Consider the following 12,565-nt stretch of genomic DNA (forward strand, 5'->3'; position numbering starts at 1 on the left):
CTTCGGTAGTTTTTTCATCGCTCCATCCTCTCAAAGGTTGGAGTCTCCGAGAAACCCGGGGCGGTTCAACACGTTCAGATCATCAAGGTTTGGATAATTCACGATTCGTATTTTCTCAATCCATTAATCGACTGATTATCTTTATATCGTGTGCTTATAGCATGGATGGCCTTTGTGACTCATCCCTGACAAGCCGTCCGACAAGAGTGCCCGACATGAACAACAAGAAACTGCGTATTGCTGCCATCGCCGGTGACGGCATCGGCCTTGAAGTACTGCCCGAAGGCGTACGCGTGGTTCAGGCTGCCGCCGCGAAGCACGGTCTGGATCTGGAGTTCGAATACTTCGAATGGGCCAGCTGCGATTACTACCTGAAGCACGGCAAGATGATGCCGGACGACTGGTTTGAACAGCTCAAAGGCTTCGACTCGATCTTTTTCGGTGCCGTGGGCTGGCCGGAAAAAGTGCCAGACCACATCTCTCTCTGGGGCTCATTGCTCAAGTTTCGCCGCGAGTTCGATCAGTACGCCAACATCCGTCCGGTGCGCCTGTTTCCCGGCGTGCCCTGCCCGCTGGCCAATCGCGAACCGGGCGACATTGATTTCATCGTGGTGCGGGAAAACACCGAAGGTGAATACTCGTCGCTGGGCGGGATCATGTTTGAAAACCCCGAAAACGAGTTCGTGTTGCAGGAATCTGTGTTCACCCGTCGCGGTGTCGACCGTATTCTCAGGTTCGCTTTCGAGATGGCCAGCAAACACGAGCGCAAGCACGTGACGTCCGCGACCAAATCCAACGGCATGGCGATCAGCATGCCCTATTGGGACAAGCGCACCGAGGCGATGGCCAGTCAGTACCCGGACATCAGCTGGGACAAGCAACACATCGATATTCTGTGCGCGCGCTTCGTGCTGCAACCCGAGCGCTTCGACGTGGTGGTGGCGTCCAACCTGTTCGGCGATATCCTCAGCGACCTCGGCCCGGCGTGCGCTGGCACCATTGGCATTGCGCCGTCGGCCAACCTCAACCCGGAGCGTAACTTCCCGTCGCTGTTCGAACCGGTGCACGGCTCGGCGCCCGACATCTTCGGCAAGAACATCGCCAACCCGATTGCGATGATCTGGTCCGGCGCGCTGATGCTGGAATTCCTCGGCCAGGGCGATGAACGCTTCACGGCGGCTCATGACGAGATCATCACTGCTATCGAGCAAGTGATTGCCAGTGGCGACGTCACACCGGACCTGGGCGGCAAGCGTTCGACCCAGGAAGTGGGTGTAGCGATTGCCGGACGGGTATCTGTCGCGCAGTAAGTGCTGACGTTACCTCATCCGGCTTGCTGCGGTCTGGCGTGTTCTTCCAGCAACTCCACGAAGCGGGTCAGGCTGCGCGATACGGTGCCTCGACGCCAGATCAGCCAGGTGTGCAGGTAACGAAACTTTTCGGACAAGGGCCAGACACTGACTGTGGCACAACCGGGCATGCTTTCCAGCATGCTGCGTGGCATCAGCGCCAACCCGGCACCGGCGCTGACGCAGGCCAGCATGCCGTGGTAAGACTCCATTTCGTGGATCTTGCCCGGCACTGCGGCGTCCTCGGTAAACCAGCGTTCGAAGTGGTGCCGGTACGAGCAGTTGGCACGAAACGCGTAGATGCTTTCACCGCTCACATCCCGCCCGCGCTTGACCGGCGCGTGGTTGAGTGGCGCGATGATGACCATTTCCTCTTCGAATATCGGCACACCCTCAAGTGATGGATGCAGCACCGGCCCGTCGACAAACGCAGCAACCAGGCGCCCGGCAAGCACACCGTCGATCATGGTGCCGGACGGCCCGGTGGACAGGTCCAGTTCGACCTTGGCGTTTTGCTGGTTGTAGACCGCCAACAGCGCAGGAATCCTCACGGCCGCCGTGCTTTCCAGCGAGCCCAGTGAAAAAGGCCCTTGCGGTTCTTCGCCAGAAACCGCCAGCCGCGCCTCCTGTACCAGGTCCAATATGCGCCGCGTGTAATCGAGAAAATTCCAGCCGGCAGGCGACAGCCGCAAACGGTGTTTTTCGCGAATGAACAGGTCTACGCCCAGATCCTGCTCCAGTTGCTTGATACGCGTCGTCAGATTCGAGGGCACGCGATGAATATGCTGCGCAGCGGCGCTGATGCTGCCGTGTTCAGCCACCGCCTTGAACATCTCCAGCTGAACCAGATCCATTTCATTCTCCAATAATGAACGATGCGATCATTATTATTCAGTTTTAGAAAGCATTGCACGCCTATATTCTGGTCCCACTTCCCACCTCAACAGGATGGCGCAATGACTACTGTCACCAGCAACACCCACGCAATCTCGATCAACTCCGCCTCAGGCGAACAGATCGGCCACTACGCCTTCGAATCCGACGCCATGCTGGATCGCAGCCTGTCGCGTGCGACGGCCGGCTTTGCAGGCTGGAAGCGCACGCCTGTCCAGCAACGTGCGCAACTGATCATCGCCATGGGCCAGGCCCTGCGCGACGACGCCGAAAACATTGCCCAGATGATCAGCCGGGAAATGGGCAAGCCTGTGACGCAGGCCAGAGGCGAAGTCGAGAAATGCGCGCAGTTATGCGATTGGTATGCAGCGCAAGGCCCGGCAATGCTGATGGCCGAGGCGACTCAGGTAGAGCATGACAAGGCACGCATCGAGTACCGTCCGCTGGGCCCTGTTCTTGCGGTGATGCCGTGGAATTTCCCGATCTGGCAAGTATTGCGCGGCGCAATTCCGACATTGCTGGCAGGCAATACCTACGTGCTCAAGCATGCACCCAACGTTATGGGTTGCGCTTACCTGATGCTCGACGCGTTCAAGCGCGCCGGTTTCCCGGAGGGCGTGTTTGAAGTCATCAACGTGGCTGCCGAGGGCGTCTCGAAGGCCATTGCCGACCCACGCATTGCGGCCGTCACGCTGACCGGTAGTGTTCGCGCTGGCCAGGCCATTGGTGCTCAGGCCGGTGCGGCGCTCAAGAAGTGCGTGCTGGAGCTGGGCGGTTCCGACCCGTTCATCGTGCTCAATGACGCAGACCTGGATCAGGCTGTGAAAGCGGCTGTCATCGGTCGTTTCCAGAACACCGGGCAGGTCTGTGCCGCGGCCAAGCGTTTGATCATCGAGCAAGGTGTGGTCGAGGAGTTCACGCGCAGGTTCGTTGAACAGACTCGCCAGTTGGTGATCGGCGATCCGTTGTCCGGCGAGACCTACATTGGTCCGATGGCACGCTTCGATCTGCGCGATGAACTGGATGCTCAGGTTCAGGACACCCTTGCCGAAGGCGCGAAACTGTTGCTGGGCGGCAAGAAGGCTGATGGCCAAGGCAACTACTACGAGCCGACCGTACTGGGCGACGTGACCGACCAGATGACTTCCTTCAGGCAGGAGCTGTTCGGCCCGGTAGCATCGATCATTACCGCCCGCGACGCGCAGCACGCTCTGGAGCTGGCCAATGACAGCGAATTCGGCCTGACCGCGACGGTCTACACACGTGATCTACAACTGGCAGAGCGCATGACCGAAGAACTGGAAACCGGTGGTGTGTTCATCAACGGCTACAGCGCTTCAGACCCGCGCGTGACGTTTGGCGGCGTGAAGAAAAGCGGCTTTGGTCGTGAACTCTCGCACTTCGGTGTACGCGAGTTCTGCAATGCACAGACCGTATGGCGCGATCGGCACTGAGGGTTGGGAAACACCAGTACACATGTCCCAGTGGAGCGAGCTTGCTCGCGAAGGCGGACTCACATCAGCATAAATCTTTGGCGGTCATGGGGGTCTCTTCGCAAGCAAGCTCGCTCCCACAAGACCCTCTGGGTGCGTGAACTTCAACTATTGTGCGATGAATGTGCTTGTGTGGGAGTGAGCTTGCTCACGAAGAGGCCTTTACGGACAGTGGAGATCGTCAGGGCCAGACATCGCGATCATTCGTCGCCCGTTTCCACAATCACAGGCTCACCAATCGTATAGAAATGCCCGCCCGCCACGTAATGAAGGCTGCGCCATTTCGGGTCGGCCTTTTCGAACTCCCAGTGCCCGTCGTTGAACACACGGGTGTCAGCCCACGCGCCGATGACTTCGCCAATGAACAGGTCGTAGGTCTGTTGATTGTGCGGCTCCGGAATGACCTTGCAGATCAGCCAGGCAGAGCAACCGACAACCAGTGGCGTGACATGATCTTCAATCAGAAACAGGTCGACATTGGCTTTATCAAGCTTGTCCGGGGTGAAGACCTTGCTCTGGGTGCCGACGTCGAAGGTCATCTGCAATTGATCCAGATTGGGCACCTGCAACGCAAAATAACCGCTCTTCTCCACCAGCCCGCGGGTTTTGGTCATCTTGTCGATCACCAGTGTCACCTTGGGCGGCGAGAAATCCAGTGCACAGGCCCATGCGGCAGACATGACGTTGTGAGTGCCTTCATGACTGGAGGACACCAGCACCGTCGGGCCGTGATTGAGCAGACGGTAGGCTTTTTCCAGCTCGACAGGACGAATGTGATTGTCCACTTGAAACCCTCGAAAACATGATTCGTACCGCTACCGGCAGAGCAGCGAAATAAGGCATTCTGCGTACACCAGCCGTACTGCATGGTGTGGCTGCACGCGAACCCTCTCACGACTCATAAGGCATCGGATTGAGCAGCATAGACAGCCAGAACCCCAAAGTGTTCGCCCTGGTACTGGCGGCAGGCCGAAGCAGGCGTTTTGGTGGCGATAAAAGACAGGCAGCATTGCCCTGTGGACGTACCTTGCTGACCGCAAGTCTTGAAAACGCTAGAAACGAATTCGGCAACGTGGGGCTGGTACTGCGTACGGACGATGACGCTGAAGCACTGGGTATTCCCGCACACGTAACAATCATCCGCAGCGAACATGCCGACCTGGGTATGGGCCACAGTCTCGCCAGCGGCATTGCCGCCTTAATGGACTCCGCTGCCGAGGCCGTCGCCATTCTGCTCGCAGATATGCCCTGGATAAAGCCGCAGACCCTGCGTGACCTGGCCGCAATGGCCAATCCTCAGCGCATTGCCGTGCCAATGCATGGCGGCCAGCGCGGCCATCCGGTGATCATTGGTCGGCAGTTCTGGCCGACACTGCTGACGCTGGAAGGCGATCAGGGCGCTAAAGCCCTGATCATGAACAACCCGGAGGTGTGTGACGTACTGAATTGCGATGACCCAGGCATTCTGCGCGACGCCGACACTCCGTCAGCGCTGGCGCAAGCCTGTGCGCAATACCTTAAACCTCGGCACGACTGACACCGTTGGCCACGCGCAGGATGTCAGCCATCACCGCAATGGCGATTTCGGAAGGCGTCTTGCTGCCCAGGTTCAGGCCGATGGGGGCATGGATTCTCTCCAGCACCCTGGCATCCAGCCCGCCGATCCGGCCCAGACGCTCCAGACGTTTGCTGCTGGTACGCATCGAACCCATCGCGCCTATGTAGAACGCCTCAGTGCGTACGGCTTCAAGCATGCTCAGATCGTCCAGTTTCGGATCATGGGTCAACGCCAGTACCGCCGTCGAACTGTGACAGCCACCTTCGGCAATGAACACCGCAGGCAATACACCGCGCACCTCGACACCCGGCATCGAAAACCCTGAGGTGACCTCGACACGCGGGTCACAGACGATGACTTCATAGCCCATCGCGACGGCAAAACTGGCGCAGAACTCCGCCACCGGCGATAGCCCGGCAAGCAGCACGCGATACACCGCCCCCATACGAATGCTGATGCGTTCGCCGTCCACCTGCACCCGCGCCTCGCCCATCGTTGCAGGCCCGATTTCTCTCTGCCCACCGCCCAACTGCACGTGCCTGCTGACCAGCTCGCGTCCGGCAAGCGCCTGCTCGATAGCCCCCAGATGTGCATCCGCTTGCGGACTCGGTGCAATGAACTCGATCAATACATCCAGCACACCACCGCACGGCAGGGCCCGCGTTGGTGCGAAGCCGCCGTCGCCGTAGCGAACGACCTGATTGACCGGCTGAAACTGCCCTGCAGCGACCCGTTCGAGAAAGTCCTCCTCCACACAGCCGCCAGACAGGGAACCGCGATGCTCACCGCTGCTCAGCGCCACCAGCATTGCCCCGGGCCCGCGTGGGGCCGAGCCGAACGTAGAGAGAACCGTGCATAGCCAGACGGCTTTGCCGCCAGCCAGCCAGTCACGAGCCTGTTGCACCACCTGCAAATCGAGCTGTTTCATTGCTACAACCCCGCCATCAGTTTTTCCTTGCTGATCGGCAGGCTGCGCACCCGTTTGCCGGTCGCGTGATACACCGCATTGGCCACGGCAGCTGCAAGCCCGGTCACACCGATTTCGCCGATGCCCCGCGCACCGAACTCACCCAAGTTGTAGTCCGGATAATCGAGCAGCAAGACGTCGATATCCGGCTGATCCGCATGCACCGGCACTACGTACTCGGCATAGTTGTTATTGACCGGCATGCCACTGCGCGGGTCATATTCACCGGCTTCGAACAACGCCATGCCGATACCCATCACGATTGCGCGTTCCACCTGATTGCGTGCTGCCAGCGGATTGACCACTTTGCCCACGTCAATGGCACTGACCACCAGCGAGACGCGCAGGCTGGAAATGCCCGGATCCCAGCGCACTTCGACGAAATGCACACCGAACGAGCGGAAGGAATACTTGCCCGCCTCCGGCATGCCGCTTTGAAAATTACCCTCAGCGCGCGACAGGCGCTGCCCCTTCAGCACGTCGACAAAGCTGGCGCGCTGTTCGCCGATCACCAGTTGCCCGTTTTCGACCTTGATCGACTCGGCGTCCTGCCCGGCGAACACCGCATCCTTGCTGACAGCGTACTGACGCAGCTTCTCCAACGCTTCACGCGTGGCCCCGGCAATCGCCGGCATTACGCTGGCCGTCACCCATGAACCACCGGAAACAGGGCCGGCCGGGAATGACGAACTGCCCAGCTCTACTTCAACACGCTCAACGGGAATGCCGGTCAACTGGCTGACGGTCTGCGCCACGATGGTGTACGTGCCGGTGCCGATGTCCTGCAAGCCACACTGGGCCAGCGCCGTACCGTCAGAACGCAGAATGACCCGCGCATCGGTGGGCACCTGATAGGCTTCCCAGTTGCAGGCGCCCATGCCGTAACCAATGATTTCATCACCTTCACGCATCGAGCCGATATCGGCCTTGCGCGCGTGCCAGCCGAATCGCTCGGCGGCTTTGTCGATAGCTTCCGGCAGGTGATTGCTGGACCACGGCAAGCCGACGCTCTGATCCTTGTCGGCCAGGTTCAGCTTGCGAAATACCAGCGGGTCCATGCCACTGGCCAGGGCCATCTCATCGATGGCTGACTCCAGCGCAAAAAGGCCCGGTGCTGCACCCGGCGCGCGCATGGAGGTTGGCGTACCCCGGTTGATAGAGCTGATCTTGTGGCTGACCAGCACGTTGTCGCAGGCATACAGGCTTTTGGTCACGCCACCGCAGTTTTCGGTGTAATCATCCAGCATCGACGTGTTGTTGAACGACTCGTGACGGATCGACACCAGCTTGCCGCTGGCATCGGTGGCCAGACGCAAGCGCTGGCGGGTCTCCGGACGATGGCCCACGGTGGTAAACATCTGCGCGCGTGGCAACACCAGTTGCACCGGGCGACCGGTAACCCTGGCCGCGGCGCAGGCTGCCACGGAGTGCGGCCATGGCCAAAGCTTGCCGCCAAAGCCCGAGCCTATGAACGGTGCGCGCACTTCAACGCGGTCGGGCGAAAGGTCGAAAACGTTGGCCAGCAGGTTGCGGTGGTTCACCACGCCCTGAGTGCTTTCGTAAACAAACAGCTTGCCGTCCTGCCACCACGCCGTGCTGGCGTGCATCTCCATCGGGTTATGCACTTCAACCGGGGTGGTGTAAGTCTGATCGACTTTGACTTTTGCACTGTCAAACGCGCTGTCCGGCTTACCCCGGTTGTGCCCGGCACCGCCATCACGGGCACCATTGACCCGCATGCCTTCGTCAAGGTCCTTGACCGCCGGGCGCTCGTCATACTCGACCGTCACGTGGTGGGCAGCCGCCCTCGCCTGCTCGAAGCTTTCGGCCACCACCAGAGCGACAAACTGGCCAGGGTAATAGACCCGGTCATCCTCGAACGGCAGGCGATGTTCGTCCGCCTTGCTGGCCGAAAGCATCTTGGCGAAGCTCAGCTTGGTGTTCGGAGTACGGTGCAAAGCAGGAAAATTGCCATGATGGAAGATATCGACAACGCCAGGCATCGCCTTGGCCTGCTGATCCTTTACGGCAACCACGCGCCCGTTGGCGATGGTGCTGTAGACGCCATAGGCATACAGCATCTTGCCCATCGGATGGTCTGCGGCATAGCGCGCCTGACCACTGACTTTCTTGCCGCCGTCGATACGACGCTGCGGCACACCAATGATGTTTTCGCTCATGAGAGATTCCTAGGCCGTGAGGTCACGAAGATTGCGGACAATGACCTGCTGACCCAGCGGGATCTTGAAGGCGTTATGTTCATAGGCCCGGGAGCCCTTCATCGCCAGCGCTGCGACCCGCGCAAAGGTGTCCATGTCAGCACGCTGACCGATCAGTGCACGTTCAGCCTCCACGGCCCGCCACGGCTTGGTACCCACGCCACCCAGCGCGATACGCGCATCGGTGATTCGCCTGCCGTCCATCACCAGAATCACTGCACTGGACGCCAGGGCAAACTGGTAAGAGGTACGGTCGCGCAGCTTGAGATAAGAAGAACGACCACCTGCCAGCGGTGCATCCAGCGTCACGTGGGTGATCAGCTCGTGGGCCGCCAGCGCAGTTTCACGCTGCGGCGTATCACCGGGCAGCAGATGAAAGTCGGCAAAAGGAATATCTCGCGAACCATTGGCCCCCTGAACGGTTACCTGCCCGCCGATGGCCGCCATGCCGACGCACATGTCCGAAGGATGCGTTGCAATGCAGTGATCGCTGGTGCCCAGCACCGCATGCACACTGCGGTTCATGCCGCCGATAGCTGCACAACCGGAGCCCGGCTGGCGCTTGTTGCAGGCTGAAATACCATCGCGGAAATACGGGCAGCGCACCCGCTGCATGACATTGCCAGCGGTGGTGGCCTTATTGCGCAACTGGGTCGAAGCACCTGCCAGAATCGCTTCGGACAACACCGGATAGCGCTGCTGCACCAGTGGATGCCTGGCCAGATCAGTGTTGCTCACCAGCGCGCCGATGCGCAGACGCCCATCGGGCAGCGACTCGACCTGTTTCAACGCCAGATGATTGATGTCCACCAGTTGCTGCGGTTGCATCACATCCAGCTTGACCAGATCAAGCAACGTGGTGCCACCTGCCAGATAGAAGCGCTGCCCCTCACCCGACGCAGTGCTGAATGCCTGCGCGGGCGATGCAGCCCGAGCGTAATCGAACGTTCGCATCAGGCAGCTCCTCCCATCTTCGAACGCGCAGACTGCACGGCCGAGAGAATGTTCTTGTAGGCACCGCAGCGGCAGATATTGCCGCTCATGGCTTCTCTGACGCTGGCGTCATCGGAAGGGATGTTCGGGTCCTGGAGAATCGCGACCGCGCTCATTATCTGTCCAGACGTGCAATAACCGCATTGATAGGCATCGTGCTCCCAGAAGGCTTCCTGTACCGGGTGCAGCTTGCCGTTCTCGGCCAGGCCTTCGATGGTGATGATGCTGTCGCCCTGATGCTGGACGGCAATGGAAAGGCAGGAATTGATCGCTACGCCATTGACCAGCAGCGTGCAAGCACCGCACTGGCCATGGTCGCAGCCTTTTTTGGTGCCCGTCAGTTGCAGGCGGTCACGCAGCACGTCGAGCAGAACGGCGTTGGCCGGCACGTTCAGGGTATGAACCTGGCCATTGACCTTCAACTGGATGCGCTGCTCGCCCGCTGCAGGCGCGTCACTGTCTTCGATTACAGGAGCCGCCGGGGCTGCCTGCAGCATGCCGTCGGAGGGTATCCAGGTAGACAGCGTGGCCGCAGCAATGCCGGAAGCACCGAACTTCAAAAAGTTTCGGCGCGAAGGCTGCACGGCACTGCTGTCCACAGCAGAATCCTTGTGCTTTTTGGGTTCACTCATCAGGGTCACTCGGTAATAGCCGACGCTGCTGTAAAGCGCCGGGCGTTATTGTCTGGTCAGCGGCCTGGGCGTACTCCTGCTCAACGGCGTGCTGCCTTGATCTTTCATCGGGCTTTCATGGGTGATCATGAGCCAAAACGCTATCACCGATTAATTGTTTAACTGGCCAGCGCTGGTAAAGTTCCAACTGTTTGACGGGCGTCTGTATCCGGAGATTGCAGCCACCACACACCACAGTCGTGTATTGACACTAGCAGGTGGTCGGGATGCTGATTAGCCAGGCAAATCCACACACCCTTGTGAAACTGGCTCATGAATGCCGTGCGGCAGTTAAAAATGTGCGCGGGCGACGGGGTCTGGCGGATTGCCACATTCTGGCAAGCGGCTAAAGACCGGCGCATAAACGACCATATAGATGGGGGGCAGGCTGTGAAGCGTCTAAATCAAGGCATTCGCGCCCGATTTGATGATGGCATCTCGCAACCGAGGTGCACATTATGCGAAAATGCCGCGTCTTTGCCGGTATGCCACCGTGGGAATGTCGCAGCACGCGTGCATTAAATTGCACATCAGGCGTGCCTCCATGCCCCGATGCGGCGTCTCAGACTCCGTGAACAGGCTGACCAGGTGTGTTTTCTGGAGGATGCCGAGGGGTGATAGTCCCGGGCGTCGCCGCACACCAACAGAGCAAATGTCACTCATGACGCTGAATCCAATGATGATAACAAGTCAGCGCAGCAGGACATAAATTGAGGTCTCGAGCGGTATTATATTGGCCTTGTATGTCCACCTCTAGTCCCTGTGGGTGCGAGCGTTTGTCGCAGGCTTCGATGCATGTGACAGGCCGTTTCTTCAGGAGTAGTCGGCGGATGGCGTTTATCAGATGGATGACAGAATGTTTAAAAAAGTGAACACGGCCCTGCTGGGTCTGGCCATTTCCATGGGCCTGATGCCCGTGCAGGCGGCTGAAACCAAGAAAGTCGACGTATTGCTCGTCGGCGGCGGCATCATGAGTGCAACGCTTGCGGTCTGGCTCAACGAGCTGGAGCCGAGCTGGTCGATGGAAATGGTCGAGCGCCTCGATGGCGTGGCCGAAGAAAGCTCCAACGGCTGGAACAACGCCGGTACCGGCCACTCGGCCCTGGCCGAGCTGAACTACACCCCGGAAGACAAGAACGGCAACGTTGATATCTCCAAGGCCATCGAGATCAACGAAGCGTTCCAGATTTCCCGTCAGTTCTGGTCGTGGCAGGTCAAGACCGGCGTTCTGAAGAACCCGCGTTCGTTCATCAACTCCACGCCGCACATGAGCTTCGTGTGGGGCGACAACAACATCCAGTTCCTGCGCAAGCGTTACGCAGCATTGCAGGCCAGTCCGCTGTTCAGCGGCATGCAGTACTCCGAAGACCACGAGCAGATCAAGAAGTGGGTTCCATTGATGATGGAAGGTCGTGACCCGGCGCAGAAGCTGGCCGTGACCTGGAGCCCGATTGGCACCGACGTCAACTTCGGCGAGATCACCCGCCAGTTCGTCGCCAATCTGAAAGCCAAGCAGAATTTCAATCTGCAGTTGTCGAGCGAAGTCGAAGACATCAATCACAACGACGACGGCACCTGGCGCGTCAAGTACAAGAACCTGAAAGACGGTACTGTCACCGAGACCGACACCAAGTTCCTGTTCATCGGCGCTGGCGGTGCTGCCCTGCACCTTCTGCAGGAATCCGGTATTCCTGAAGCCAAGGAATACGGCGGCTTCCCGGTCGGCGGTTCGTGGCTTGTCACCGACAACCAGACTCTGGCCATGCAGCATATGGGCAAAGCCTACGGTATCGCGTCGACTGGCGCGCCACCCATGTCGGTTCCGCACCTTGACACCCGTGTTCTGGATGGCAAGCGCGTGATCCTGTTTGGCCCGTTCGCGACCTTCTCGACCAAGTTCCTGAAAAACGGTTCTTACTTCGATCTGCTGACCAGCACCACCACGCATAACGTGTGGCCGATGACTCGCGTTGGTATCGAACAGTACCCGCTGATCGAATACCTGGCAGGTCAGGTAATGATGTCTGACGACGATCGCTTCGCCGCTCTGCAGCAGTACTTCCCGAACGCCAAGAAAGAAGACTGGCGCCTGATGCAAGCCGGTCAGCGCGTGCAGATCATCAAGCGTGACGAAGAAAAAGGCGGCGTTCTGAAGCTGGGTACCGAAATCGTTGCTTCCAAGGACGGCTCCATCGCCGGTCTGCTGGGCGCATCGCCAGGTGCTTCGACTGCAGCGCCGATCATGCTGGGCGTGCTTGAGAAAGTCTTCAAGGACAAGGTAGCGACTCCGGAATGGCAGGCAAAGCTGCGCCAGATCGTGCCTAGCTACGGCACCAAGCTGAACAACAGGGAGTATCAGTTTTTTTGTGTTCGGGCTGGTTAGGGCCTGCCGTCAGGCAGGCCCTTGTTTTACCAGCTCGG

9 protein-coding genes and 1 pseudogene are annotated in these 12,565 nt (G+C 59.3%); 4 read left to right on the plus strand and 6 right to left on the minus strand.

The window, feature by feature from the left end; genetic code table 11:
• Window positions 1-215 precede the first annotated feature (215 nt).
• A complete protein-coding gene (locus AO277_RS05935; protein ID WP_044319708.1) occupies window positions 216-1,310 on the plus strand; it encodes a tartrate dehydrogenase in 1,095 nt (364 codons plus the stop codon).
• Between the two features lie 14 nt (window positions 1,311-1,324).
• On the opposite strand, the gene ptrR is transcribed toward AO277_RS05935, so the two are convergent.
• The gene (gene ptrR / locus AO277_RS05940; protein ID WP_044319709.1) at window positions 1,325-2,203 is read right to left on the minus strand and encodes a putrescine utilization regulator PtrR; all 879 of its coding nucleotides are present in this window, start codon (window positions 2,201-2,203) and stop codon (window positions 1,325-1,327) included.
• Window positions 2,204-2,305: 102 nt separating this feature from the next.
• On the opposite strand from ptrR, the gene AO277_RS05945 reads away from it, so the two are divergent.
• Entirely contained in the window at window positions 2,306-3,697 is a 1,392-nt protein-coding gene (locus AO277_RS05945) for an aldehyde dehydrogenase family protein (protein ID WP_044319710.1), read from the plus strand.
• 239 nt (window positions 3,698-3,936) lie between these two features.
• Here the strand turns inward: AO277_RS05945 and AO277_RS05950 are convergent, their stop codons facing one another.
• Window positions 3,937-4,521, minus strand: a complete 585-nt coding sequence (locus AO277_RS05950; protein ID WP_044319711.1) for a flavin reductase family protein — start codon at window positions 4,519-4,521, stop codon at window positions 3,937-3,939.
• Between the two features lie 128 nt (window positions 4,522-4,649).
• Between AO277_RS05950 and AO277_RS05955 the strand changes: the two genes are divergently transcribed.
• Entirely contained in the window at window positions 4,650-5,273 is a 624-nt protein-coding gene (locus AO277_RS05955; protein WP_044319712.1) for a nucleotidyltransferase family protein, read from the plus strand.
• On the opposite strand, the gene AO277_RS05960 is transcribed toward AO277_RS05955, so the two are convergent.
• Genes AO277_RS05960 through AO277_RS05975 form a run of 4 tightly spaced genes read right to left on the minus strand, consistent with a single transcriptional unit; the run spans window position 5,254 to window position 10,105 of the window.
• On the minus strand, window positions 5,254-6,222 hold the full coding sequence (locus AO277_RS05960) for an XdhC family protein (RefSeq protein WP_004658156.1): 969 nt from the start codon (window positions 6,220-6,222) through the stop codon (window positions 5,254-5,256). The genes AO277_RS05955 and AO277_RS05960 overlap by 20 nt on opposite strands.
• Before the next feature lie 2 nt (window positions 6,223-6,224).
• The gene (locus AO277_RS05965; protein ID WP_099258824.1) at window positions 6,225-8,441 is read right to left on the minus strand and encodes a xanthine dehydrogenase family protein molybdopterin-binding subunit; all 2,217 of its coding nucleotides are present in this window, start codon (window positions 8,439-8,441) and stop codon (window positions 6,225-6,227) included.
• Between the two features lie 9 nt (window positions 8,442-8,450).
• On the minus strand, window positions 8,451-9,434 hold the full coding sequence (locus AO277_RS05970; RefSeq protein ID WP_002553591.1) for an FAD binding domain-containing protein: 984 nt from the start codon (window positions 9,432-9,434) through the stop codon (window positions 8,451-8,453).
• A complete protein-coding gene (locus AO277_RS05975) occupies window positions 9,434-10,105 on the minus strand; it encodes a (2Fe-2S)-binding protein (RefSeq protein WP_044319714.1) in 672 nt (223 codons plus the stop codon). The genes AO277_RS05970 and AO277_RS05975 overlap by 1 nt, the downstream gene beginning before the upstream one ends.
• Window positions 10,106-11,000: 895 nt before the next feature.
• On the opposite strand from AO277_RS05975, the pseudogene mqo reads away from it, so the two are divergent.
• Window positions 11,001-12,491, plus strand: a pseudogene (mqo, locus tag AO277_RS05980) (malate dehydrogenase (quinone)); the annotation flags it as partial.
• Window positions 12,492-12,565: the final 74 nt, after the last annotated feature.

Source organism: Pseudomonas amygdali (assembly GCF_002699855.1).
GTDB lineage: Bacteria > Pseudomonadota > Gammaproteobacteria > Pseudomonadales > Pseudomonadaceae > Aquipseudomonas > Aquipseudomonas amygdali.